The 25,931-nt window shown below is 51.7% G+C and carries 22 protein-coding genes and 1 other annotated feature; of the genes, 5 read left to right on the top strand and 17 right to left on the bottom strand.

Annotated elements, in window-relative coordinates:
• Window positions 1-211: 211 nt before the first annotated feature.
• The 3 genes from NW747_RS06200 to NW747_RS06190 form a co-directional block, all read right to left on the bottom strand.
• On the bottom strand, window positions 212-448 hold the full coding sequence (locus NW747_RS06200) for a hypothetical protein (RefSeq protein WP_273185974.1): 237 nt from the start codon (window positions 446-448) through the stop codon (window positions 212-214).
• Between the two features lie 108 nt (window positions 449-556).
• The gene (locus NW747_RS06195; protein ID WP_273185971.1) at window positions 557-1,372 is read right to left on the bottom strand and encodes a substrate-binding periplasmic protein; all 816 of its coding nucleotides are present in this window, start codon (window positions 1,370-1,372) and stop codon (window positions 557-559) included.
• 191 nt (window positions 1,373-1,563) lie between these two features.
• Entirely contained in the window at window positions 1,564-2,364 is an 801-nt protein-coding gene (locus NW747_RS06190) for a basic amino acid ABC transporter substrate-binding protein (protein WP_008858556.1), read from the bottom strand.
• 526 nt (window positions 2,365-2,890) lie between these two features.
• Here NW747_RS06190 and NW747_RS06185 point away from each other — a divergent pair.
• From NW747_RS06185 to NW747_RS06170, 4 genes are read left to right on the top strand one after another with little or no spacing between them, the layout of a single operon-like run.
• On the top strand, window positions 2,891-3,478 hold the full coding sequence (locus NW747_RS06185; protein ID WP_273185970.1) for a DedA family protein: 588 nt from the start codon (window positions 2,891-2,893) through the stop codon (window positions 3,476-3,478).
• Window positions 3,475-5,064 carry an ArnT family glycosyltransferase gene (locus NW747_RS06180; RefSeq protein ID WP_273185967.1) on the top strand — a complete coding sequence of 530 codons (1,590 nt, stop codon included), beginning with the start codon at window positions 3,475-3,477 and terminating at the stop codon, window positions 5,062-5,064. Before NW747_RS06185 ends, NW747_RS06180 begins: the two co-directional genes overlap by 4 nt.
• 17 nt (window positions 5,065-5,081) lie before the next feature.
• The gene (locus tag NW747_RS06175; protein WP_273185964.1) at window positions 5,082-6,824 is read left to right on the top strand and encodes an ArnT family glycosyltransferase; all 1,743 of its coding nucleotides are present in this window, start codon (window positions 5,082-5,084) and stop codon (window positions 6,822-6,824) included.
• A gap of 13 nt (window positions 6,825-6,837) precedes the next feature.
• On the top strand, window positions 6,838-7,518 hold the full coding sequence (locus NW747_RS06170) for a uracil-DNA glycosylase (RefSeq protein ID WP_273185962.1): 681 nt from the start codon (window positions 6,838-6,840) through the stop codon (window positions 7,516-7,518).
• A 168-nt stretch (window positions 7,519-7,686) separates the two neighbouring features.
• On the opposite strand, the gene NW747_RS06165 is transcribed toward NW747_RS06170, so the two are convergent.
• The 3 genes from NW747_RS06165 to NW747_RS06155 form a co-directional block, all read right to left on the bottom strand.
• On the bottom strand, window positions 7,687-8,103 hold the full coding sequence (locus tag NW747_RS06165) for a GtrA family protein (RefSeq protein WP_273185960.1): 417 nt from the start codon (window positions 8,101-8,103) through the stop codon (window positions 7,687-7,689).
• Window positions 8,104-8,166: 63 nt separating this feature from the next.
• Complete coding sequence (locus NW747_RS06160; protein WP_273185958.1) at window positions 8,167-9,108, bottom strand: glycosyltransferase family 2 protein; 942 nt, start codon at window positions 9,106-9,108, stop codon at window positions 8,167-8,169.
• Window positions 9,109-9,548: 440 nt separating this feature from the next.
• The gene (locus tag NW747_RS06155; RefSeq protein ID WP_273185955.1) at window positions 9,549-10,235 is read right to left on the bottom strand and encodes an FAD-dependent oxidoreductase; all 687 of its coding nucleotides are present in this window, start codon (window positions 10,233-10,235) and stop codon (window positions 9,549-9,551) included.
• 401 nt (window positions 10,236-10,636) lie between these two features.
• On the opposite strand from NW747_RS06155, the gene NW747_RS06150 reads away from it, so the two are divergent.
• The gene (locus NW747_RS06150; protein WP_273185952.1) at window positions 10,637-12,367 is read left to right on the top strand and encodes a GGDEF domain-containing protein; all 1,731 of its coding nucleotides are present in this window, start codon (window positions 10,637-10,639) and stop codon (window positions 12,365-12,367) included.
• A gap of 292 nt (window positions 12,368-12,659) precedes the next feature.
• On the opposite strand, the gene NW747_RS06145 is transcribed toward NW747_RS06150, so the two are convergent.
• The 11 genes from NW747_RS06145 to NW747_RS06095 all read right to left on the bottom strand — a co-directional run bounded on the left by NW747_RS06145 (window position 12,660) and on the right by NW747_RS06095 (window position 25,878).
• Window positions 12,660-13,418, bottom strand: coding sequence for a sulfite exporter TauE/SafE family protein (locus NW747_RS06145; protein WP_273185950.1), 759 nt, complete (start codon window positions 13,416-13,418; stop codon window positions 12,660-12,662).
• Between the two features lie 193 nt (window positions 13,419-13,611).
• Window positions 13,612-14,493, bottom strand: coding sequence for a DMT family transporter (locus NW747_RS06140; protein ID WP_273185948.1), 882 nt, complete (start codon window positions 14,491-14,493; stop codon window positions 13,612-13,614).
• Between the two features lie 157 nt (window positions 14,494-14,650).
• The gene (locus NW747_RS06135) at window positions 14,651-15,595 is read right to left on the bottom strand and encodes an AEC family transporter (protein ID WP_273185945.1); all 945 of its coding nucleotides are present in this window, start codon (window positions 15,593-15,595) and stop codon (window positions 14,651-14,653) included.
• Window positions 15,596-15,825: 230 nt separating this feature from the next.
• Entirely contained in the window at window positions 15,826-16,143 is a 318-nt protein-coding gene (locus NW747_RS06130) for a hypothetical protein (RefSeq protein ID WP_273185942.1), read from the bottom strand.
• Window positions 16,136-17,398, bottom strand: a complete 1,263-nt coding sequence (locus NW747_RS06125; protein ID WP_273185939.1) for a Y-family DNA polymerase — start codon at window positions 17,396-17,398, stop codon at window positions 16,136-16,138. The genes NW747_RS06130 and NW747_RS06125 overlap by 8 nt, the downstream gene beginning before the upstream one ends.
• Window positions 17,399-18,077: 679 nt before the next feature.
• Entirely contained in the window at window positions 18,078-19,238 is a 1,161-nt protein-coding gene (locus NW747_RS06120; RefSeq protein ID WP_008858542.1) for an ABC transporter substrate-binding protein, read from the bottom strand.
• Window positions 19,239-19,419: 181 nt separating this feature from the next.
• Window positions 19,420-19,617 (bottom strand) — a binding site (T-box leader).
• Window positions 19,618-19,800: 183 nt separating this feature from the next.
• The gene (locus tag NW747_RS06115) at window positions 19,801-20,580 is read right to left on the bottom strand and encodes a TonB-dependent receptor plug domain-containing protein (RefSeq protein WP_337954997.1); all 780 of its coding nucleotides are present in this window, start codon (window positions 20,578-20,580) and stop codon (window positions 19,801-19,803) included.
• A 40-nt stretch (window positions 20,581-20,620) separates the two neighbouring features.
• The gene (locus tag NW747_RS06110) at window positions 20,621-21,820 is read right to left on the bottom strand and encodes a TonB-dependent receptor plug domain-containing protein (RefSeq protein WP_273185935.1); all 1,200 of its coding nucleotides are present in this window, start codon (window positions 21,818-21,820) and stop codon (window positions 20,621-20,623) included.
• A gap of 10 nt (window positions 21,821-21,830) precedes the next feature.
• Entirely contained in the window at window positions 21,831-24,185 is a 2,355-nt protein-coding gene (gene feoB, locus NW747_RS06105; RefSeq protein WP_273185932.1) for a ferrous iron transport protein B, read from the bottom strand.
• A 192-nt stretch (window positions 24,186-24,377) separates the two neighbouring features.
• Window positions 24,378-25,325 (bottom strand): ketopantoate reductase family protein, encoded by a 948-nt coding sequence (locus NW747_RS06100; protein ID WP_273185929.1) that lies wholly within the window; start codon window positions 25,323-25,325, stop codon window positions 24,378-24,380.
• A gap of 13 nt (window positions 25,326-25,338) precedes the next feature.
• On the bottom strand, window positions 25,339-25,878 hold the full coding sequence (locus NW747_RS06095) for a hypothetical protein (RefSeq protein ID WP_273185926.1): 540 nt from the start codon (window positions 25,876-25,878) through the stop codon (window positions 25,339-25,341).
• Window positions 25,879-25,931 lie beyond the last annotated feature (53 nt).

Here is a 25,931-nt window from a genome sequence, read left to right as displayed (position 1 = left end):
TTTTACAGGCCGCTATCCGGCGGCATACCCCTTCCACCACTGACGTGGTCCCCCTCCCCCTGGCAGGCAGGGGGAGGCAAGTTATAGAAGCGTGGTCCCACTCCTCCTGGCAGGCAGGGAAGCCAAGTTACAGAAGGGCGATCCCTTACCACCCCAGTGGGAAGCGTGTCACAGGCACGAAAAAAGAGCGGATAGTTTCCGCTCTTTTTCCTTACCTTCTATATCCCGGTCCGGGGCAGTAGTAATCATCCCGGCCGCTCTGCCGGTATCCGCCGCAGCCGTAGCCTCTGCCGTAACTGCCGTCACGGGAGTCCCGGCTCACGGTCTGCCTTGGGCCCGGGCACCAGCCATTCCAGCTGCTGTCACTGTTATCGGCAAATACACTGTAGCCGCCAAGAGAAATCAGACCAGCAGCAGCCAGGGAAATAATCAGGGTGCTTTTCTTCATGGAATCATCCTTCTTTCTTTGTAAATGAAGAGGTCTACGCCTCTTCATTTATTATACCATGGTTCGGAAGCCCTGCCCCATGAGACAGCGATTCTTTTTTTCCGGCCCTCAGGACTTGACGTCCGGCTCTTTGCTGAAGTTTTCATCGGCAAACCATTTATCGTAAATCTTATCATATTCGCCGTTCTTCATCAGCTTATCCAGGGCTTCATTCACCTTTTCCCGGAGGCCTTCATCTTTCTTGCTCACCATCATGACAAATCCGCCGGAACCGCTGATAATGCCGGCAGGCTTCAATTTCTCCGATGCGCCGTGGGCCAGGTAGAAGCGGGCCACCGGTTTATCCAGGATCAGGGCGTCTGCTTCATTGTCCTCCACCGCCTTGATGAGCTGGTCGTGGTAGTCATACTCCTTCACTTCGGCGCCGTACTGTTTTGCTGTTTCTACATAGACCGTACCCTTTTCCACGGCCACCTTTTTCCCCTTCAGGTCTTCCGGTCCCCTGATTTCATTGTCCTCTTTCCGGGCCAGGATGGAAACATTTTCCTTGCTGTAGTAGATATTGCTGAAATCCACCTTGTCCGCCCGGTCCTGGGTCATGTCTACGGCTGCCACCGCTATGTCCGCCTTGCTGGCCTGAAGGGCCGGTACCATTTCATTGAAGGGCATGCTTTCATACACCACCTGAGCTCCCAGCTCCTTTGCCACGGCACCGGTGATATCCACGTCAAAGCCTACGATTTTCCCTTCTTTGTCCTTGTACACAAAGGGCGGATAGGTAGCCACGCAGGCCACCTTCAGCTCCTTCTTCGCCGGCGCCGAAGCTGCCTTCGACACAGCCTGCTTTTCGCCGCCGCAGCCGGACAGGCCGGCCATCATGCACAGGGCCAGCGCTGCTGCTCCTGCTTTCATCCATCTGTTCATACAAAACACCTCCCGAAAAACCCACCAAGTGTTGTCTTCATTATATAGGGCGGAAATTGAATTATCAAATGGGAAATGAGAGGGACCGCCTGCTTTCCCGGGTTCAGAAGCTCCCACCAGTACACCAGTCCACCAGTAATCCTGCTAACTAAAAAAACCGGGCCCCTTTGAGCCCGGTTTCCTTATATCAATTATTTCTTTCCTTCATTGCCAAACCACTTGGTGTAAATCTTGTCATAGGTGCCGTTGTCCTTCAGTTCCTTCAGCGCCTTGTTGACAGCAGCCTGCAGTTCCTTGTTGTCTTTCTTCATGGCAAATACCATGCCTTCTGCGTCTTTGGCAGTGCCCACGATCTTCAGGTCTTTGTCAGCGCCCTGTTTCAGGTAGTACATACCCACCGGCTGGTCGATGACCACCGCATCCAGGGTCTTTGCCTGCAGTTCCATGAAGGCCTGGGAGTTGGAATCCAGCTGCTTTACATTGGCTGCCTTGGCTTCCTGAGCCACTTTCACCTGCTGGGTGCCTACCTGGGCGCCTACGTTCTTTCCTTCCAGATCAGCCCAGTCTTTAATGCTGTCATTGTCTTTGTTGACGACGATAACGAAGCCGTCCTGGGTGAAATAAGGATCCGAGAAGGCTACCTGTTTCGCTCTTTCAGGAGTGGCATTGAGGCCGGCAGCAATGAGGTCGATCTGACCGGACTGTACGGCCGGGATGAGGGCATCAAAGCCCATGCTCTTGAATTCCATCTTGCTGCCCATCTGTTTGATGATGGCATCCGTCAGGTCAAGATCAAAGCCTACATATTTATCGTCCTTTGTAAATTCAAAGGGCGGGAAGGTGGTTTCCGAACCTACACGGATGACCGAAGGAATGCCGTTCTTGGAGGAAGAAGAGCTGCTGCTTGAACTTCCACCGCCGCAGCCTGCTGCGCCAAATACAGCGGCCATAGCGCCTAATGCCAATGCGATTTTTAATTTCTTACCCATCATGACAAATCATCTCCATACAGATATTTTCACTGACTGGAAGCTCCCCTATGAATTTTTATTCAGGCTTCCTGTTTTCCTTTCATAAAGACATCCGGAAGATTTCGTTGATTTTCCCAAATTTCGTCCTAATTCAGCGAAAACTTTGCAAGTACCATTTTCGCAAGTCGGTATCTTTATGCAATCTATGCATATTTTATCAATATTTTATACAGTTGTCAAATAGAACATGCATAATTGGACGGGAAAGGGGAAACGAACTTATGGGATACCCGAAATTGCCTCTTTTCAGGGATTCCGGAAGAGTCAATTTCCCTGTGCTTCATCCTGTTCATTGACCCTGCCCTCTTACCATGTTATATTTTATAGTGATAGTCTCGAAAGGTAGATTTGATTACCTTCAGGTCCGTTCATTGATTGTTTATATATTGTATATGTAATGTATACTTTCCTTACATATAATAAAGCAGGCAGGAAAAATTCCCGCCACAGGATTCATTCGTTTTTGAATTGACAAAGGACTTTCTTTATGGAATTCATTATTTCATTTCTCTCTGAATGGGGATATCTGGCTCTTTTCATCTGCATGGTGCTGGAAAATATGAATATCCCTATCCCCAGTGAAATCATTCTGGGCTTTGCCGGTTTTCTGGTTTCCCAGGATATTTTCTCCTTCTGGCCTACAGTCATCATCGGAACCGCCGCCGGTATTACGGGGTCCGTGGTGTCCTACTATATGGGCGCCAGAGGAGGGCGCGACATGATTTTGAAGCACACCGCCAAAGGAGGCCTTGGTGCCAGAAAGATGATTGCCGCCAAAGACTGGTTTGAAAATTATGGTGCCATTGCTGTTTTCACCGGCCGCCTGCTGCCGGGGGTACGCACCTTTATTTCCCTTCCTGCCGGTATCGCCCAGTTTCCTCTGCCCGAATTCATTATCCTTACCATACTGGGCACCCTGCCCTGGACCATATTTCTTGTTTATGTAGGCTCCGAGCTGGGGCACAACTGGACCATGATTCTGGACTACAAGCTGGAAATCGCTGCTGTCTGCGCCGCCATTTCCGCATGCATCGGTCTGGCTTACTATATCTACCATAAGAGAAAATCAAAATGAAGCTGAATAAAAACTGTATCTTCCTCTTTCTTTTCTGTATTGTCCTCTACGGCGCCTTTCTTGGCACCATTCCACTTCTTGACCCCGATGAACCGGTATACGGGGAAACGGCCAAGGAAATGATAGCCACCGGCGATTTCCTTTCTCCCCGCATTTACGGAGAATTCTGGTACGACAAGCCGCCTCTCTTCTACTGGCTGGAAGCGCTGTCTTTCAGCCTGTTTGGCGTTTCTACCTGGGCCGCTCGATTTCCTTCCCTCTTTCTGGGCGCCCTCACCCCGGTGTACCTGTATCTTTCCTCCCGAAAGCTCATTGGCGGAAAGGCTGCCCTCCGGGGTGCTTTCATCTGCGCCACTTCTCTTGAAATCATCGTCCTTGCCAGGAGCAGTGTCACCGATACCCTCCTTACGCTGACCCTTACCATCGCTCTCATGTCCTTCCTCCGAAAGGAATATATAGCGGCCTACATATTCTGCGGTCTGGCGCTCCTCACCAAGGGGCCTGTGGGCTTTGGTTTTCCTGCCCTCATTGTGGGCATCTGGATGGTTCTTACAAAGCAGTTCCATGTGAAGGAAATCCTGGGCCTCAAATGGTACTGGGGCATCCCGCTGGCCTGCCTGGTAGGCCTTCCCTGGTATGTAGCCATGGGCCATATCCACGGCAGCGCCTTCATCGACACCTTTCTGGGCTACCACAATTTGACCCGTTTTGTCAGCCCGGAGCATGCGGGACAGAACCATTACTGGCTCTATATAGTGGTGCTTCTTGCCGGATTTTATCCCTGGAGCGGCACCCTGCCCGGTATTTTCCGCCGTACGAAGAAATGGCTGAAGGATAGGACCAGTGCTTTCTTCCTGGTATGGACCCTGTTTATTTTTATTTTCTTCTCCCTTTCTTCCACCCAGCTTTTCTCCTACGTGCTTCCCATGTTCCCGCCCCTGTCCCTTCTGGCAGGCATGTATCTGACGGACTGTGAAGAGTCAGGCCATATTTCAAAGGCCCTGATTTTTTCCCATCTCTTCTTTTCCCTACTCACAGCAGGGGCCATTGCCCTGGCGCCCATTCATCCCGACGGGGGCCCCATCATCCGGTGGCTCATCGTTTTCTTCATGGTCCTTGCCGCCGTTCTGGCCGCCCTGGGCCTCAAAAAGGGCCGTTTCCGCACCTTCATGATGACCCAGGCCCTTCTGATACTCGTCTTCGTTCTTTCCATATGGGGCGCCTTTGCCTCCGCCGTATCTTCCCTCTTTACCTCCGCCGCCATTGCGGAGAAGCTTGCCAGCACAGACCGGGACCCGTCTATCCCCCTCTATGTGGACACCTTCTACCGTCCCTCCGCTGCTTTCTACACCGACATCTACGGAAATGCGCTGCCTGAGTTTGACCGGAGGAAACAGGAAACAGACGAGAAGAATGAAGAAAAGGGCGTCCTCCTTCCAGGAAAAGAAACCTCCCATCTGCCGGAGAATGCGTATATCCTGGTGCAGAAAAAAGTATTTAAAAACTGGCCGGAAGAACAGAAATCGGGCCTCACGGTTCTCTGGGAAAAGGATACGGCCCTTCTGTTGTTAAAGAAAGAAGACTGACATTGAGCACAAAGCGCATGAAAAGAAAAAATAAACTGAATCATGGAAAGCAGGAAACCGGGGATAGAGGCGTCTTGAAAACCCTTCTCTTTTTCTTCCTGGCTGCCTTTCTTTTCCTTCTCTGGGGCTCCTGGCTCCTTCCGGTGACGGATCCGGTGGAGTCCAACTATGCTTTGACGGCCAAGGAAATGGTGCTTTCCGGCAACTGGATGTCACCGCAGATTTACGGTACGTTCTGGTACGACAAGCCCATCATGGTCTACTGGCTTCTTTCCATTTCCTATACCATTCTGGGATTTACCAGTCTGGCCTCCCGCATGCCTGCCATCGTCTCAGGCGCCCTGTCGGTGACCCTCCTCATCTGGTACATGCAGCGGATTCGGAAGGATAATGTGACTGCCGTATGGTCCGGCGCCATGCTGGCCTTGTCTCTGGAATTCTGGGTCATTTCCCATGCCGTCATTACTGACAGCATCCTCCTTCTCTTCACTATTCCCACCATGCTTTCCGGCTATATCGGTGTGATGGAGGGAAACAGGAAGCACCTGGTGCTGGCCTATGCCGCCGCCGGCTTTGCCTGCCTGACCAAGGGCCCCGTGGGGCTGGTGCTTCCCGGCGCCTTGCTCCTTCTGTGGTGTCTCACCATGAAATCGGGGAAAATGGCAGCCCGCCTTTTCCCCTGGCAGGGCATTCTTGCTTTCTTTGCCGTCACCCTTCCCTGGTACGGCGGCATGTACCTCATTCATGGCAATGATTTCGTAGAACAGTTTCTGGGCCTTCACAATATCCTGAGAGCCACATCTTCCGAGCACCCCGAAGACAACCACTGGTACTACTATCTGGTTCTTCTTCCTGCCGCTCTTCTCCCCTGGGCCTTCACCTCTTTTTACGAAATGGTCCGGGGCTGGAAGGAAAGGACCCCCTTCTACCGTTTCCTCATGGTCTGGTGCTGGGGCACCCTCCTGTTCTACACTCTCATGGCCACCAAGTACGTCACCTACACCTACATTGCCGTGGTACCGGCCATCATTTTCGCTGCCCTGGCAGCGCCTGCCATCCGGCAGGGAGAGAAAAAGCCCTACCTGTGGACGGCTCTGGGCTTTGCCCTTTTCCTCGCTGCTGCCATCGGCGGTTCCATCTACATCAAGGAAGGAAGCTGGTGGGTCCTTTATGCGGTGATTTTCTATGCCTTCTGGTCCCTGGTTCTTCGCTATAAAAAAAGCAGCGGCCGGCGGCTCACTGTAATCACCGCCGTAACGGCCTCGGTGTTCCTCTGCCTCATGATGGAAGGCCTGCCCCACTATCTCCCCCGCCGCTCCGCCATCGACCTGGCACCGGAAATGAAAGCTGCGCCGGGAGAGCACTACTTCTTCCGTTCCTACCCTGCCGGATACACCTTCTATTCCGGTGAAACCGCCATCAGGGTGGTACCGCCTGTTTCCGGTGAAATCGAAGAAAGAAATCCCCTGTGGAATGAAAAGTATGTGATGCCCTCCCTGTCCGACAAAGAATTCATGGACAGCCACCGCCACCCGGACAAGCCGGTATTCCTTTTCGTTTCTAAAAGCGATGCCAATCACTTCGACCACTGGTTCTTCAAATACCGTTTCAAACCTGTGAAGCCTCTCCTGACCGGCACCATCTACATTTTGACCAGCGAAGAAAATATTCCTGAATCCTTCAAAGAAGCCAAAAAGCAGATCAAAGAGGACATCAAGGAATCTCATGAAACTGATGATTCCGCGGAAAGTGATGAGTAAAAGGAGCCCTGCCATGGATATATCCTGTTTTCTGAACCATCTGGCCCAATACAGCGGTGAAAATACCTTCAACCCCTGGGCCGACCACGATGAAAACTATGAAATAGAAAAGGCCCTCGCCATCCGGAGAGCCAACCTGAAAGACTACCTCACCCTTCGCATCGGCGGCGCCAGAATTTTTCTCGTGGCCGAAGCCTGCGGCTATCAGGGCGGCCATTTTTCCGGCATCGCCATGACCTGCGAAAGAATGCTCCTGGACTTTCACCCTGCCGTTACGAGCGCCATGGTCCTGGGCCATAAGGGAAACCGCACCAGCCGGAAGGACAGTCCCTTTTTAAAACCTATCCAGCAGGAAAAAGGGTTCAATGAACCCACCGATTCGGTGGTGTGGAAAGCCTGCCTGGAAGCAGGCCTCTCTCCCCGGGATTTCCTTCTTTGGAATATCTTCCCTTTCCATCCCTATAAAAAAGGAAATCTTCTCACCAACCGCACCCCTTCGGAAGAAGAACTGGCCGCAGGCCTTGCCTATACCAGGGAGCTCCTCTCCCTCACCGGTCCCCTTCCCCTCTTCGCTATCGGGAAAAAGAGCGAAAACACCCTCACCGCAGCCGGCTTTACCGTCACCGGTCTCCGGCATCCTGCCAACGGAGGCGCCAATATTTTCCGATTCCAGCTGAAAGAAGCACTGGCATAAAAAACCGCACCATGGACATTTTCCATGGTGCGGTTTTTTACGTGCAGCGGGGAAGGTTGGCAGGGCTTCGCCCCGGAGGTTCTTAAGGTCTTCAGGTTTGACAGCGCCTTTTGCGCTGAAAGCTTTGGATTGCCGCAAAGGGCTTTCACCCCTCCCTCTCCCCGCCTGTCACACATGGCCGTGAAGCACGTAGCGCTTGGTGAAATAGTTCCATATCATCACAATGGCTGAGGCAATGACTTTGGCAAACATGTACCATATGCCCATGATGTCGATAAAGAACCACATAACCAGCTGATTAATGCCAAGGCCCATGAGGGAAGTCAGCACGAAAAGAGCCATCTGCAGGCCTGTCTGCTTTTCCGCATGAAAAACGACATAGACACAGAGGATATAGTTCACCACCAGGGACACGGTAAAGGCGATGGGCGCCGATACCAGTGGATCAAGGCCTCCATATTCAGTCAGGGTGTAGAGGAGAAAATATTCCAGCAGGAAGCAGCCGCCTCCTACCACGAGAAAACGAAAAACTTCCCAGAATCGTTCTGTGGAAGGAAAGAATCGACGAATCAGAGAATCAAACATGGTCTTGCCTTTCTTGAATTAAGGGAAAGTAGGAAATCAGTCACCTTCCATGGCCAAAGGAATCTATTTTTTCAGCATCATGCGGATCATATTCATCTGGATTTCAAAGTTTTTCCTGCTGTTTTTGACCTCCGTATCCAGCATGAGGCCAATGCCCAGGAAAACCACCGCCGCCATCATGAAGAAGCCCGAAGTCACCAGGGTAGGCAGCTTGGGAACCAGTCCTGTCATCACGTATTCATGGAACACCGGCAGGAAGAGGGCGAGAGAAATGAAGGCCAGAAGGACAGCGGCGAAGGTGAAAAAGCGAAGAGGCCGGTAGTCCTTGTACAGCATGAAAATGGTTTTCAGTACTTTGGCGCCGTCCCGGAAGGTATGAAGCTTGCTTACGCTGCCGGCCGGACGGTCCCGGTAGGATACAGGCACATTGGCCAGGAGAAGATTCTTGTCCAGGGCATGGATGGTCATTTCCGTTTCGATTTCAAATCCTTTGGAAAGAATGGGGAAGGTCTTTACAAACATGGGAGAAAAGGCGCGGTAGCCCGTCATGACATCCTTGATTTCATGGCTGTTTTCTCCCCAGAACATATTGATGAAACGGCGCACCAGCATGTTGCCGGAATTATGGAAGGGTCTTTTATTTTCCTCAAAATAGGTGGAGGAAAGACGGTCACCGATGACCATATCCGCCTTTCCCTCCAGAACGAGATTCACCATGTCCCTGGCATTTTCCGCCGGATAGGTATCATCTCCATCCACCATGACATAGCAGTCCGCATCCACATCCCGGAACATGGATCGGATCACATTCCCCTTCCCCTGTCGGTACTCATGGCGTACCACGGCGCCTGCTCGGGCCGCCAGGTCTGCGGTGCGGTCAGTGGAATTATTATCATATACATAAATCACCGCTTCCGGAAGCACCCTTTTGAAATCGGACACCACCTTTTCGATGGTAAGGGCTTCATTCCAGCAGGGAATCAATACGGCAATCCTGTCCATCATTTCATCTCCATTCGCTCAGATACCTTACTATTTTACTCCATTTGCCGGGAGAATCCTATAGCCGGAAGAAGAGCGGAACCGCTGCAGACAGAAAAGGGGCCGTGAAAAAAAGATTGGATCTTTATCAGGCAGCAAGCCTTTGAAAGGAAGAGAATCAAAATTCCTGAATCCCATACCATGAATGACACAGATATCACTCCGTCCCACTGTCATTTCGGCGGTCGAAGCAAAGTATCGAAATCTCACTTCTCAATGGTACAGAGAACATGGTGGCAGGAGATCTCTCGGCTCAGAGTCTCAATAGAGACAAAGTCTTTACCATCATACCGGCCCGCAGCCCCGCTCGAGATGACACAGGGACTGGAGGCCTTATTATCAGAAAAAGTCATCGAAAAAAGGCTGTGAAGAAATGATTTACATTTTTTCACAGCCCTTTTGGTTTATTTCAAAAGGATACCTTCCGCCGCCTGTCCCAGCGATTCTTCCACAGAAGGATGGGGACGGATGATTTTGAGGAAATCTTCTATGGTCATTCCGCCGGCTATGGCCAGGGACACTTCGGAAATCAGATTGTCTGCGCCGCTGCAGAGGAGCTGGGCTCCCAGCATATGATTTTCCTCATCGGTGAAGATTTTCATGTATCCCCCTTCATCGGCGATGAGACTTTTGGCATTGCTGCCCATGACCACCCGGCTTGTCTTGAAGGAAAGACCGTCTTTTTTGGCCTGATCTTCGGAAATTCCAACGGCTGCGATTTCCGGAATGGTGTAGACGCACTGGGGCACCAGGGCCATGTCAATGGCCCGTTCTTTTCCGGCTATGGCCGCAGCCGCCGCTTTCCCTTCCGCTTCCGCCGCATGGGCCAGCTGGATGCCGCCGTAGACAATGTCGCCGATGGCATAGATACCGGGCACCGACGTTTCAAAATGTTCATTCACCTTGAAGAAGCCCCGTTCCATAATTGCCTCCATAGGAAGAAGCCCCTGGGTTTCCGGATGGCGGCCGGTGGCAATGTCTCCATCCCTCCTCTGCAAGGCAAGCAGACTGTTATCATCCAAACACCGCCACACTTTGTACTTCCTGTATTTCAATATCTCTTCTATAACCTTATCCATCACCAGTGCCATGGCTGCCTCCTCTGCTGAGCAAAAGGGAAATGCATCTATCTTTATAGTATCCGATACCCTTCCACCCTGCAAAAGGAAGCTGAAACCGTGGATTTGTAAATGGATTTCGCAGGCATCGGAACTGCTCAATCACCTGCCATTCCCCCTCACCAGAGAAGAAGGACTCTTCTGCCGGTTTAAAGTACATTTTTGAATAACCGCCATGGAAGAAATCATGTACTTTCAAACCGCCCTGGTTCTTCTCTCCTTTTTTCATCATACACTGCGGAGGGGCAGGAAGCCATTCCGGATTTTAACAGGTTGGAAAGGTGATCCTTTTCTTCTAAATTCTTTCCTTTGTGTTAAAATAAATAATAATGGAGTGCACATAGAAATCCATAAAGGAGAGAGAAAACATACAAATGATGGAATTAAAAAAATGGCTGCAGAGCCAGGGGGAAAATAAAAGAGCCTTTTATATTTTTGCGATTCTGTCCCTGGTCCTCTGCTTTTTCCTCATTGTCAATGCCTGCTACGTTATTTACGGTACCCGTTACAATGAATATAAAGTTACCCAAAACGCAACCATAGACCTGGTCAAACCGGACGGTACCATTCAAAAAAATATAAATCCCCGCTTCTCCTACCCCGGCGGAAGCCGGATCCGTATCCATGTACCGGTGTCCCTCCATTCCGATAAAAAGCAGTATATCCTGGCCTTTACCGCAGCCCGCGTATACTACCAGGTATCATGGAACGGCCAGATTCTTTCTTACTACGATGAATCCCGTATATCCCGAAACCATAACTTCGGCGCCGTCATCTGTATGGCAGAACTGCCTGCCAGCACCTATGGTTCCACCATTACCATAGAAGAAGAGCTCCTGTCCTCTACTTCCATTCCCTATATCGGAGATATCTTTGTTATTCCCACCAGAAAGAGCTATACCTACTACCTGCAGAGAGAAGGATTCTTCTTTATCCTGTACCACGCCCTTCTGACCCTGTCCCTGTCCGCTTTCCTTGTGCTTCTTTTCCTGAAAAAAAGTTTACTCGTAAAAAAAGGGCTGGCCATATCCCTTTTCCTCACATCCTTCATCCTGTGGTGTCTTTGTTACCATCATATGACCGCCTTCTGGATAGACAGTCCTTACATCAATTCTCTTCTGGAATACGGCTCTCTCTACTTCCTGCCGGCCCCCCTTCTCTACTTCCTTTTCCTTTCGGAAAAAGAAGGAAAACGAAGAGTCCTTTACCATCATCTGTCCCTGTGGTTTGTCCTCCTCTTTGCCGCTGCCTTCCTTCTGCAGGCAGGGGGGCTTTATACCCTGGATGACATGCTGCCTCTGCTTCATATATCCATCATACTTTCAGGCATACTTGTATGCTGGTACCAGCTCCACCCGCTGGGCAAAGAAAAAACCTGGCAAGTCGTGATGCGCTGGGGCATCCTTCTTTCATCCGGTGCCGCCGCCTTGGACACAGCCCAGTACTACATTACCTCCGGCCACAGTATTATCCATATCTATGTGATGCAGGCCCTGTCCACCTGGGCTCTCCTGGTATTCGTCTTTTCTGTCATCCTCTCTTACGGATTCCAGATCCTGGCACAGGCAGAAGAAGCACAGGAGAAAAAAGCAGCACTCCATCTGGCTTATCACGATGCCCTCACGGGCCTTTATAACCATGCCGGCATATTCCACATTGCCAAAAGCCTGGACAGCCGGAAATCCTACGCCCTCCTTTTCATGGACCTGAACGGACTGAAAGAAGTGAATGATCGCTACGGCCATGAAGCCGGTGATTTCTTCCTTTGCCACATGGCAAAAATCCTCTCTTCCGTCACCCCTTCTTCCGCCTTCTGCGGAAGACTTGGAGGCGATGAATTTATCATCCTTCTTCCGCCCCATGAAGCAGACTCTCTTTTCCCTCTCATAAAGACCATTCGGAAAAAAATGCAGGAGCTGAAGGGCCTGCCCCATATGCCCAAAGATCCTTCCGCCTCCTTCGGCTGGAGCATCCATGACCCTTCCCAGCCTCTCTCCTTTGATGATCATCTCAATGAAGCAGACGACCGCATGTATGAAGAAAAAGAAAAATACAAACTCACCCACCCGGCCGAAGCAGGAAGGAATTTCAGAAGAGAAAAATAGGAGCTGAAAGACGGCTGTCTATATGGGCCATCTTCTCCCCTGTCTTTCATCGCACTGCAGGCAAAAATCCTGCCGCTCTCAAAGAAGCGGCAGGATTTTTCATGACCTTTTGATTTCTGCATCAGGATGATGTCTGCAAAAGAGCCAGCTGTTGTTTCAGCCTTTTATTTTCCTGTTCCAGCCTGGCCTGTTTCTGTTCCTCTTCATATCTTTCATGATATCGGAGGCAGCTGGAAGCGGGCCCCTTGTAAAAAGCTGCACAAAAAACGGCGCCATGGGCGCCGCCAGAAAGTTAATGAAAGAGCATCATAATCCCGCCGCCTATGGTAGGCAGAGCCACGATGGAAGCCTTCAGCAGGGGAAGGGGTGCCAGATGGGTCATTTTGGCACCCATCCAGGCGCCCACGGTGAGGCCGGTCAGGGTCTGGAGAAATATCCACATATCCAGATGACCGCTTGCCAGGTAGCCCAAGCCGCCGGAAGCAGAAATAGGGAGGATAATCATCATGCAGGTACCGATGGACTGGAGAAGGGGCACGCCGAAGATGACCATGAGAGCTATCTGGATGTAGGCTGCTGCGCCGATGCCGAAGGCGCCTGCCAGAAATCCGGAAACTATACCGGTGGGGATACCGTAAATATAGAGTTTCCTGCCGGCAAGAAGGGTCCTTCGCCCGTGAAGATGGCGGTTCAGCCAGTCTGCGTGGTACAGTTTCACATACAGAATGAGAGCGCTGGAAAGAATCATGAGACCGGTCATGAAACTTAAATCATCAGAGGGCATATGGTCCGACACGGCGGCCCCCAGAAGGGCGCCGGCCACTCCTCCGCCGCCGATAATGGCGCCTGCCTTCACCACCACTTCATGTTCCCGGAAATGGCTGTAGGCGCCGGAAAGCATGGTGAAAGTCATGGACGCGAGGGCCACTGCCAGTGCTGTGTGGATGGGAACGCCAAATCCTACGGTAAGAAGAGTAATGGTGACGCCGGCGCCGCCGGCTCCCACAAAGCCGATGACAGCGCCTAATAAAATCATAGATGCGAAAAGCATAAAAATCTCCTTATAGATGATTCGTTCTCGCTCAGGGGGCGACAGGCCTTCAGTCTGAAGGGAAAGGAAAAAGGTTCTCAAGATGGACGGCCCCTGCGGGCCCGAGGGGTATGGTATCGCCCCAACCGGCGATGCACATGAAGTCAGCGTTACGGGCTTACCCTAAATAAAAGGCGCCCCGCCCCCTCAATCCTCAGGCCCTTGTTTTTTTGCAAAAGGAGCTCAGCACTGTGGAGCCTAAAATGAGAATGGCTCCGGCTATACCGCTAAAGCCCAGAGGCTCTGCCAGCCAGCAGGCAGAGAGAATGATGGCCACGATGGGATCGATATAGCTGAAAAGGGCAGCAGTCTGGGCATGGAGATGGTGCATGCTTCCGAAATAAAGGGTGTAGGTAATGCCTGTATGAACGATGCCTACCGTAAGAAGGAGAACCACCGTGAGCGGTGCAAAGGTCATGGATGAAAAGTCCTCTGTTCCCAGAGTATAGGGCAGAAGCACCAGGGATGCCAGTCCCAGCTGGGTAATGGTCATGTCATAGGCACTGATGTCCTTTAAAAACTGGTTCAGAAGCATGACTGACGCATAAAAGGCGGCGGCCCCCAGGCCAAAGCCGATGCCTTTGAAGGTAACACCTTCTCCCGGCTCCGTCAGGACGCCGGAAATCAGGACCATGCCTGCAAAGGCAGAAAGGGCGCAGAGAAATTTTACGGCCGTCAGCTTTTCCTTCACCACAAAGGGAGATGCCAGAATGACAAAAACCGGTGCCATATAGTAGGACAGGGTAGCCGTGGATACCGTAGTATAGCGGTAGGCTTCAAAGAGAAGAATCCAGTTCACCCCGATGGCGGCACCGGAGAGAAATAAAATTTTGAAATTTTTCTTCACCGCTTCTCTGGATATGGAAGAATGGCGCAGACACACCACCACCAGAAGAAACAGAGTGGCCAGAATTCCCCGGGCCTCTGCAATCACTGTGGAAGGCAGAGGGATATAACGGATGAAAATCCCCAGCGTCCCGAAAATCATCATAGCAAAAATAAACTGGCCCTTGGCCCTCATGGTTTCTTCTTTCATACATCCTCCCCTGAAAAGTTTCCTTTTCGCTTCCCTGCTTCTTTCCATGAAATAGTATTTCTATTATACACGTTTCCTCATGGTCCTGCGACCGGCCGCCTCCATATTTCCGAAGATTTCATGTCCCACTTTCGGTGCGCAGCTCCCTTCTGCCCGCTTATCCTGCCAGACCGCTGAAATAGACCAACGGATAGAGGATGAAGAGAAAGACCAGGGTGGTAGTGACGAAGGACGATTCCGCCATATCCACATTCAATCCATACAGCTGGGACGCTGCCACTGCAAAAATGGCTGTCGGCGCGCCGGCAGACAGAATGACGCAGGTAATCATGGCCGGGTCAGATACGAAAAGACGGGTCAGACCATAAAGAACGGCCGGCAGAAAAATGAATTTCACCGGAAAGATAGGCCACAGGCGGAAAGCCCAGGTGCCTACGCTGGATAGATGAAGGTCATAGCCTACAGGCATCATGCCCATCCAGGCACTGACATGAATCAGCAGGGTAAACAGGGTGCCCACGGCTTCCGGCCGTTCCACCTGACATCCGGAGAGCAGAAGCCCCGCCGCCACGCCCAGGGCAGGCAGCTGGTTCGGTGTAAGCAGGAGCTTGATAAACTGCGTCCTTTCCCCTCTTTTCTCCTGGGCACTTCCCATTTCATAGAATCTTTGGGCCATGGGAAAGCAGAAGAGCACAATCACCAGAATCTGGGGCACTGCAATGAGCTGTACATAGGCAAAGCCCCTTTCTCCATACAGTACATAGGCGCATAGGCCCGCCAGGGTGCCTATGTTGCCCAGCATCATGGAAATCAGGTAGCTTCCCTGATCCAGAGGATTTGTGAAACGGTTCTTCTGGAAAAGATAAAAAATCAGCACCGGCAGAAAGCAGATAGGCAGAATGGAAACAGGGAGCCACAGCAGCTCCCTGGTCACATGGACGGACCAGAATGATACGAGGGACAGAAATGACGCCACCCCTACCACATTGGCCTTTATAATCAGTCGGAGTATGTCTCTGGAAAGGCCCCAGCGCCTGAGCGCCATGCCCAGAGCCAGGGGCAGCAGAATATCTGCAAATACCACAAAAAAGCGGCTGTCCATCCTATCCCTCCTTTCAGAAAATTGCCGATGCCATGGCCTGCTGCATTGATTCCTGCATCAGCGGTTCCTTCATATTTTTACTATTATACCATGGGAATGAGAGGCCTATGGATGTCTGCAGCAGACAGATTCCAAGGCGCCCGGAAGCCCGGTGCATGGAGCCGAGAGGCATTGAAAAAGGAATGTGAAAAAATGTCAATCCTTTCTTCACATCCCTTTTGATGAAATTTCTATGGTCCCTCTTTCCTATGGATTTCCCATACATCCGCAAAGGCTATTTTCCTTCCTTCCAAACAGAGCTTTCTTCCGATGCGGTCCACCATCTCCACCGTGCCTTCTATCCTGCGGTAGCAATCCCGGTCGTAAAACACCACTTCCACCCTGTCTTTTTTCTTCAGAAGGCCTGTCATTTGATCCAGTACTGCCGCCCGATCTTCTGATACCTGCCTTTTCTCTTCTCTTTCCCTTCCTGTTTCCGCCAGAAGGGTGCCATAGCCTGAAAGACCATCGAAAGGAAGAAACTGGCAGGCTCTTTTGATATCACTCATGATGACCTCCTATGAGACCGTTCCTGCTCCGCAGGGTGGCTTTCGGGAAATAATCGATACCGCGAAGCAGCGCATTTTTTCCAAATTTACTTTTAATATCCATCATAGCCAGCTCCACCTTTTTCTGCCTTTCTTCTTCCCAAGGCGAACGGAAGAGGGAAAAGTGCCGGGGTACTTCACCTGCCGGCGCCACATCCTCCAGCGCCAGACGGAGGGTGCGTATGCCCAGACGGGGAATGACCTTGTCCTGATACAGCTGATGGAAAGCCTGCCATATATCTTCCGGAACGTCGGTATATCCATCCAGCTTCCTGCTGCCGCTGCTCCCCTTCCTCTCCCGTCCCGAATAGCCGGCATAGAGAGAAATGCCCCGGGCCGCAAGGCCCTGTCCCAACATCTGCTGTATCAGCAGCTCCGCCATTTCATAAAGCAGGATTTCCCCTTCTTCATAGGTGTAATCTTCAAAAAGGACCTGTCCCGTATGGATGGAGCGGGCCCTGGGACGGTAGGAATGGATATCCTGCAGAGTGCAGGGTTCCCGGCCATGGGCATGGTCGATGAGGTATTTCGCATTCACCCCGAATTCCCTATACAGCATTTCAGGAGGAAGGAGGGTGACGCCGTGAAGGTCATAGACCCCGTATTTCTGAAGCCTTCCGGCAATGCCCTTCCCTATATTCCATATATCTGTAAGGGGTCGGTGGTACCACAGGGTTTTCTTGAAGATGCCTTCATCCAGATAAGCTATATGCTCCGGCACATGCTTGGCCACAATGTCCATGGCAATTTTCGCCAGAAAAAGATTGGTTCCCACCCCTGCAGTGGCACAGATGCCGGTCCTTTCATATACGGCCTTCATCATCATCTCCGCCAGTGCCATGCCGTCCTTCCGATACATGGCCAGATAGGGCGAAGCGTGGATGAAACATTCGTCAATGGAATAGGCGTACACGTCTTCTGCAGAAAAGAAATGAAGATAAATATTGTAAATATCTGCAGACACTTCCATATAGAGCCCCATCCGCGGCAGAGCCGTAATGTATTTCAGGGAAGGAGGAATCTCAAAAAGCCGGCACCGGTTCCTGACCCCCTTTGCCTTCAGCCCGGGACTCACCGCCAGACACAGGGCTCCGGGCCCTCGGGAAGGATCCGCCACTACCAGGTTCGTGGTAAAAGGGTCCAGCCCCCGGGCCGCACATTCCACCGAAGCATAGAAACTTTTTAAGTCTATGCACACATACACATCGTCCGCCATGGCTCCTCCATCAAACTTATTTTTGTGAAATAAACGTTCTGTATTTATTATAGAATGCTCGTTCCCTGTATGCAACGGAACACAGGATTAGAAATGAGATGGAGAGACCCCCGTGAAGGTCCATCGGGGAAGGTACTTAAGATGGACCGGCCTTCGGCGGTCAGGTTCGTAAGTTTGACGGTCTTTGGCCCCGAGGACGGTGAAGGTTTTATCATACCGGCGCCATCTATAAATTAAAAATGCCCGCCACGGCCGCTGCCCCTTGAGCGAAGCGATGCACAGCGAACATGATTTGCACTATGCGAACTGGATTTGTAAGGGAGCATCAGCGACCTGAAAATCCAGTGAGTCAGTGACAGCAGTGGATGCAGGAGCGCCAGCGACGCACAAATCATAGTGAGTCGTTTCCCCTGTGGGGACACAACCTGCCGCCATTAGGCGGCTATAACCCTCGGTCCAAAGGCCCGTTAACCCTCACGCCCCAAAGGGCGTGCCCATAGGGAGGGCCCCTTATTTTCCCCAATACAAAACCGCAGTGCGTAGGGATGCACTGCGGTTTTGCGTTGGGGAAAAACTATGATGGATAGGGACACGCAGCGTCAGGGGTGCTGCTCGTCCTGTCCTATCCACTGGTTTTCCCCGCTTCCTATCAGGGACAGGCTATGCGCTTTTTAAACTGTTAAGCGAAAGGAACCCACTTTCCGTCTTTGACTTCCAGTACGTCCAGGTCCATCTTCGGATCGCGGTTCTGGTCAAATTCGAATTTGCCGGTAGCACCTTCGAAGTTTTTGATGTTAGCCAGGGTATCACGGAATTTCTTACGGTCCGTGGTGGTGCCGGACTGTTCTACAGCCTGGTGGATGACGTACATGGCATCATAAGCCTGGGCAGCGAACTGATCCGGTTCATGACCGTACTTAGCAACGAAGGCTTTGCGGAAGTTCTGGGCCTTGTCGGTCTTTCTTTCCGGGTTCCACGGTGTAGCTACCAGGGTGCCGTTAGCTGCATCGCCGGCCTGCTGGATGTAAGCCGGGCTGTTGAAGCCGTTGTTGCCGATGATGGGCTGGTTCATTCCCATTTCACGGGCTTTCTTGGCAATGAGGGCGCCTTCCTGATAGAGGCCTGCTACAGCGATGACATCAGGGTTGGCAGCCTGAATCTTAGTGAGCTGTGCGGAGAAGTCGGTATCCTTATCTGCGAAGGTTTCGGTAGCTACCACTTCTACACCCATCTTCTTCAGTTCTTCCTGGTAAATATCATTTTCACGAACCATCTGGTCGTTATTGTTGGAATAGAGAACAGCTACTTTCTTGAATCCCAGTTTGTCATGTGCTTTTTTCAGGGTAACCGGAATAGCCAGTTTGCCGGGGATGGCGTTTCTGAAGATGTAGTCGCCCAGGTCGGTGATGCCGGTAGCAGTGGTGCCGGTGCCGAAAGCAACGACTTTAGACTGCTGGGCAATGGGGCCGGCAGCGAACATTTCGCCGGAGGTCATAGGTCCTTCAATGGCAAGAACTTTGTCCTGTTCAATGCATTTCTTGAAAGCATTGATGGCTTCGGACTTGTTCAGCTTGGTATCGTAGGTCTTGAGGTCGATTTTAACCTTGGTGTTCGGATCCTTGTTGATTTCTTCAACAGCCAGATCTACACCGTCTTTCATAGCCTGTCCATAAGCTGCGCCGGGGCCGGTATAAGCGGTGACAAAGCCCAGCTTTACAGTCTGTCCGCCGGCAGCGCCGCTGGCTGCTGCCTTCTTATCTCCACCGCATCCTGCGAATGCGCCTGCCAGTGCTGCAGCTGCCATGACAGCTGCCATTCCTTTTAACCATTTCTTCTGCATAGTTTATCCCTCTTTCAAAAAATTAAATAGATTCCAAACGTGAATGAAACGGAAAAATAAAAACCTCCGCTGATGGTTTCCCATCAGCGGAGGCGCTTTATGCGCGGTACCACTCCCACTTATCACTTACGGACTGCAAATCAACCGGCACCTATAAGAAAAGCCCCTACCTTCATCAGAAGATAGGGGCGATGATCGCGGTACCACCCTACATTGTACTTGTAGTCCTATTCGTAACGTGAATGATCGCCTGCACCTACTTAATTCGGTGTAAGAGCTCTCGAGGGATATTATGAATGCTGCCATCTACCGGTTCGCACCATACACCGGCTCTCTGAAGATTGAACAACAAACCTTTTGTCTCGTTCATAGCTTGTTTCAGTTCGTTTGGTTGTCTGAAGATGTGTATATAATACCGCCCGTTTTTCTGTCTGTCAAGTACTTTTTTGAAAAATTTATGACACTTATGACGGCGCGGGCTGTGGTATCGCTATGAGTCCACGCTGCGGCCCGGGTTCAGAGGGGAAGGTCCTCAGGATGGACCTTTTAACCCATTCGACTCCTACCATTTCATTTCCATTCCTGCAAACCAGGAACGGCCGTGGATATAGAGGGCATCTATTTTCTTATCCAGCAGGTTGTAGAGGCCAAAAGAAGCGGTGAATTTCTCTCCCCAGTGTTTCTGGAGGGACAGGTTCACTTCATTCCATGTGTAGTTCCTGTCATCGAAATAGAAATCTCTTTTGAAGGCGGACCAGATCATGCCGGAGAGGCCATAGGGAGCTTTACTGTCGTAGGAAAGGGAAAGCATGGCGGTGTGGCGGCTGCGGTTGGGAAGCCGTGTGTTTTCGGATCGATCCCGGCCATCCAGATAGGTATAGGTGCCCCGCACCGTCCAGCGCGGCAGAAGGGCGTAGGAAATTTCTCCTTCCAGTCCCTTCAGCTCCGCCTGTTTCCTGTTTACATACCGGTATTCCATGGAGCTGCCTGCCATTTCTTCATAGTCAATGAGATTTTTGACCTTCTGGTCAAACCATGAAATGGTCCAGGCCGTTTTTCCATGCTTCCATTCCAGTCCCGTATCAAAGCTGCGGGAAGTTTCTGCCTTAAGGTCCGGATTTCCGTCCACCGTAACCCCCATGTGGTCCAGATGGATGTATCTTTCACTGATGGAAGGGGCGCGAAAGCCCTTTCCATAGCTCGTTTTCCAGGTCATGCGGTCATTGAACCGATAGGACAGGCCTGCCGCCGGTACGCCCAGAAATCCAAAACTGCTGTCCCTCTCCAGTCTGACAGAGGGAAGGAAGGTGAGACGGGAGTTCATATGCCAGGTGTCAGAAATATAGAAAGCACCGTTTGTCTGCTCATGACCTTCTTCGCCTTTATTTCCTGTGCCGGAATACGTTTCTCTTGAAAGCCTGGTACCTGGTACCGGTGTAGGTGCTCCTGTTCCATTCGCTGCCGAAGGTGAGGCTGTGACTGCCCCGGGTTATGGTGTCCTTTCCGCTGATTCCCCAGATTTCATAGAAGGCGCGGTCGTAGTCCCATTTTTTAAAGAGATTATCCAGTCCCTGGACCATTGCCGTTGGAAAGCCTTGCAGCGACTCCCTGAAATCCGGTCTGTCATTCCATGTTTCGCTGTACTTCTTCAAGCGGCTGTAGTAGACCTCACCGCTGTATGCATTTCCTGCTATCTTCCCTTCATAGGTGAGGGACGTATTCCACTGGGTCCTTTCGGTGCGGCTTTTCTCATCCTGCTGCAGCACCACAGGCCTGACATAGACGTTCATGGAGGCATCGGAAAAACGCATGGATGTATCTTCATCAAAATAGTCTGCTTTAAGCCTCAGGGTGCTGCCGTTTCGAAAATCATAAAGGCCGTCCAGCCCTGCATAGCGGCGGATGCCGTAGGAAGGTACATCAAAGCCGTCATAATGAATGCTTCTGGAAAAGCTGTCCCGCCGGAATGAAAGGGGCCTGACTTTGGTCACTCTGCCGCTTACCGCCAGGTAGAAAGGTCCCTTCCCTTTTGGGTCTTCATGAAAATAGAGGGTATTTTCCCCCTCTCCCAGACGGAATCCGGCGCTGCTTTCACCGCTGCCCGGTTTCTTCGTCCTGATATTGACCACACCGCCCATGGCGGAGGAACCGTATGAAGCGCCGTCAGCGCCGCGGATGATATCTATCTGTTCCACCTGGGACAAGTCAAAGCGCTGCAGCAGATTCATGTTTTGGGAAGAAGCGGTATCTTCATCGGCCAGCCGGTGTCCGTCCACAAGGACCAGGGTCTGGCTGCTGTTCATACCCCGTATCATGAGCTGATTGCTGCCCATGACCGTCCGGCTGTCCTGGCTTCCGGAGGAAAGGTCCACTCCCAGTGCTGTAGAAAGGGCTTCTACCACATTGGAAGCACCCATGCGCTCCATATCCTTTTCTGTCAAGGTTTCATGGGGCAGAAAGACGGTATCTTTTGTTTCCTTCCGGTTTTCCGCCGTCACTACCACGCCGGGAAGGGTATACACCTCTGCTCCTGCCACTGCAGGAAAGAGGGATAGAAAGGCTGTGAGCCAGACTTTTTTCATCTCAATTCCTTTACTTTCCAAAAAGGAGAAGCTCTCCATGCCATACGATAAAGGACACGATCCATGCTACGACACACTGGAAAATCACCATTTCCAATGCCCAGCGGCCGCCATTTTCCCGGCGCACTGAAGCAATGGTGGCAATGCAGGGGGTATAGAGAAGGCAGAAAATCAGGAAGGAAAAGGCTGCCATCGGTGTCAGCGCCGTTTCCAGAGCGCCAACGCTGCCATAAAGCACGGACAGTGTGGCCACTACGCTTTCCTTGGCCATAAAGCCGCAGATAAGGGCAGTAGACATTTTCCAGTCTCCGAATCCCAGGGGCGAAAAGAGGGGCGCAATCCAGCCGCCCAGGAGAGCCAGAATGCTGTCCTTACTGTCTTCCACCATGTTGAGGGTCAGGTCAAAACTCTGGAGGAACCATACGATGATAGTGCCCACGAAAATGACGGTGAAGGCCCGCTGGAGGAAATCCCTTCCTTTGTCCCACATGAGACGGCCCACGTTTTTAGCTCCCGGCATACGGTAATTGGGAAGTTCCATGACGAAAGGAACTGCTTCTCCCTTGAAAAAGGTGTTCTTGGAAAGAAGGGCCACCACTACGGCCATACATACACCGGTAAGATACAGGCCCGTCATGACCAGACCCCCGGTGTGAGGGAAGAAGGCCGCTGTAAAGAAAGCATAAATAGGCACCTTGGCGGAGCAGCTCATGAAGGGAATGAGCATGATGGTCATTCGGCGGTCCCGAAGGGAAGGCAGGGTTCTGGTGGACATGACGGCCGGTACGGAACAGCCGAAGCCGATGAGCATGGGCACAATGCTTCTTCCGGACAAACCGATTTTCCGAAGCAGCTTATCCATAACAAAGGCCACCCGGGCCATGTATCCACCATCTTCCAGAATGGAAAGGAAGAAGAAGAGCACCATAATGATAGGAATGAAGCTCAATACACTGCCCACGCCGGTGAAAATACCATCCACCAGAAGGGACTTCACCGCCCCATTCACCCCCGCTGCCGTCAGGGCTGCGTCTACCTGCTCTGTGAGCCTGTCGATGCCGCTGGCCAGAAGATCCTGGAAGAAGGCGCCGATGACATTGAAGGTCAGGTAGAATACAAGACCCATGATGAGGATGAAAATGGGGATGGCCGTGTATTTCCCTGTGAGTATCCTGTCCATCTTCCTGCTCCGGGCATGCTCCCTGCTTTCCTTCGGCTTCACCACCGTTTTGTCGCAGAGGCGCCGGATAAAGAGGAATCGCATATCTGCCATGGCTGCTGCATGGTCCAGTCCCCTTTCTTCCTCCATCTGTTTGATAATGTGACCGATCATTTCCTTTTCATTGTCTTCCAGATGAAGGGCCTCTTCCACCAGATGGTCTCCTTCCACCAGCTTGCCTGCCGCAAAGCGCAGCGGTATGCCGGCCGCTTCCGCATGGTCCTGGATCAGGTGCATAATGCCGTGAAGGGCCCGATGCACCGCCCCCTTATGGTCCAAAGGGCTGCAGAAATCCCGGATGCCCGGTTTTTCCCTGTACCTTGCCACATGGACTGCATGGCGCACCAGTTCCTGCACCCCCTGGTTCCTGGCAGCGGAAATGGGAACCACCGGAATCTGCAGGATTTCTTCCATTTCATTGATAAGGATGGAGCCGCCGTTCTTTTCCACCTCATCCATCATATTAAGAGCCAGCACCATGGGCACGTCCAGCTCCATAAGCTGCATGGTGAGGTACAGGTTGCGTTCCAGGTTTGTGGCATCCACAATGTTGATAATGGCACTGGGCTTCTCTTCCAGAATGAATTTACGGGAAACGATTTCCTCACTGGTATAGGGGGACAGGGAATAAATTCCCGGAAGGTCCACCACTTCACAGTTCGGATGGCCTTTGATAAAACCGCTCTTCCGGTCTACAGTAACGCCGGGGAAATTGCCCACATGCTGGTTGGACCCGGTGAGCTGGTTGAAAAGAGTGGTTTTTCCGCAGTTCTGGTTTCCTGCCAGCGCAAAAACGAGCTTCCCCTCCACTGGCTTTGCATCATGGTACGGTGAAAGCTCGTGCACCCGTCCCGGTTCTCCCAGACCCGGGTGCTGAATCAGCGTGGGCTGCTTCATTTCCTTCTTTGTCATATCCCGGTCCCGCAGATGATCTACCTGAATTTTCTTTGCATCTTCCACGCGAAGGGTGAGTTCATAACCCTGGACCATGAGCTCCATGGGGTCCCCCAGAGGAGCGAACTTGATAAACGTCACCTCTGCCCCTGGAATGAGGCCCATATCAAGAAAGTGCTGGCGCAGAGGTCCCTCTCCGCCAACCACTGTCACATCTGCCGTTTTCCCCTGAGGCAGTTCATCCAATGTCATTCCTATCTCTCCCTTGAATTTCAAAACATTGTTCTTTTTTATGTCTATGTTACCACGATTCAGCCTGCAGTTCAAAGAAAACAGCAGCCCTTTTACGCCCTGTATACCGACTTTTTCATGTTTGTCAGAGCATGGAAAAAGGAGTGCCTCTTTAGATGTAGAGACACCCCCTGTCACTCTGTCATGTATGTTTTATCTCATGGCTGCACGAAAGTTCCTTTTTCCCATGCTTTTAGCCATTGCATAGGCTTTTTCAAAGCAGGGCACCGAAAGCCCCGCTTTCTTTCCAAGGTCCACCATCCTTCCCAGAATCATTTCTGTTTCCGTATCTTCTACTTTCTTTCCATCCTTCAGGTCCCGATACAGGGAGGTAACGGTGTCGTCAGGGAGGGAATCGAAGAGGCGAAGATAGTCTTCCTTATAGGCCGGAGGAATGATGACGCCCTGCACTTTGGCCATGGCAATCACTTCTCCCACTGTTTCTGCCACCACCTGTCTATAGTTTTTCTGGCGTCGCACTTTTCCTGCAGGACCGTCAAAAAGGCAGAAAAGGGCACTGTTGGCTGCCATGAGGGCGTATTTTTCCCAGCTGTCCAGCCGGATATCATGGGTCACTTTGGCCGGAATGCCCGATTTTTGCAAAAGGGCTGCCAGTTCATGGAGAAGGGGCAGGTCCCTGCCGTCTTTCATGCCCATCACCACCTGACCGCTGCCTGCCGTCTGCACCACATGACCCGGCTTTTCCAGATGACTGAAGACACGGATGGTGCCATCGGCTATGAAGCAGGGCGGAAGAAGAGGCTCCATGAGGTCCGACACAAGGACGCCGTTCAGAAGAGGCACCACCACCGTGTGGGTTGCCACCATGGGCGCCATGTCATGGCAGGCCTTTGCCAGTCCGTTTCCCTTGCAGGCCAGAAGAATGACATCCATCTTCCCCAGGGCCTTTCCATCCTGTCCCATGCCTTTGGGATGCACAGTGAAATCGCCCAGAAGCTCTGATGTCACATGAAGTCCTTCTTTTTCTATGGCTTCCCGGTTCTTTCCCCGAACGTAGAAATACACATCACTCCCTGTCCCTGCCAGGGCGCCGCCTGCAAAGCCTCCGATACCGCCTATGCCGAAAATCAGAATCTTCATGATGTCCCTCCTGTCAAAAGAAATTCCGAACCACGTCACTGGCCAGATTCAATCCGCCCCGTCCCGCATCGCTGCCGGAGGCGGTCATTGTCACCATGTACCGGGAATCACCGTAATATCTTAAAATATAGTGCTTGCTGTGCTTTTCGTTTCCTTCAATGCCAAGGACCGCCAGCTTTCGTTTCGTATTATCATCCAGTCCGCGGTACCCCTTCAGCGCCACCTTCACCGCTTCCGAGCGCCGTTTCGGTTCACCGCTCACCGGATTGGCCTTGATGAGGTCATCTAAAATATCGGCCCGCCGGGTGCCGTTTTTCATGTCCTTCCTCACCGATTTCAAAATATCCAGGAGGATTTCGTGCCGTTCACCGGGATAAAGATCCTTTTCCTTTCCTGACGCCAGAAGCTCTGAATCGGTGGGCGTGCCGGCTCTCCGGGCGCCCTCCAGTCTTCCTTTCAGTATGCGGTTCTCGCTCAAAAGCCTAGATACTTCTTCTTCCATGTCTTCCAGCTGCCGTACATAGGCCATCACCACTTCTTCACTGCTTTTCATGACCTTCTCCCCTTCCATGAAATCAACGGTTATGCCTTGGTATCTGAAACTGC

Origin of the sequence: Dialister succinatiphilus, assembly GCF_928721695.1 — a bacterium.
GTDB classification, from domain to species: Bacteria; Bacillota; Negativicutes; order Veillonellales; family Dialisteraceae; genus Dialister; species Dialister succinatiphilus.
The sequence above is the reverse complement of the archived record's forward strand: the minus strand, read 5'-3'. Positions and strand labels throughout refer to the sequence as shown.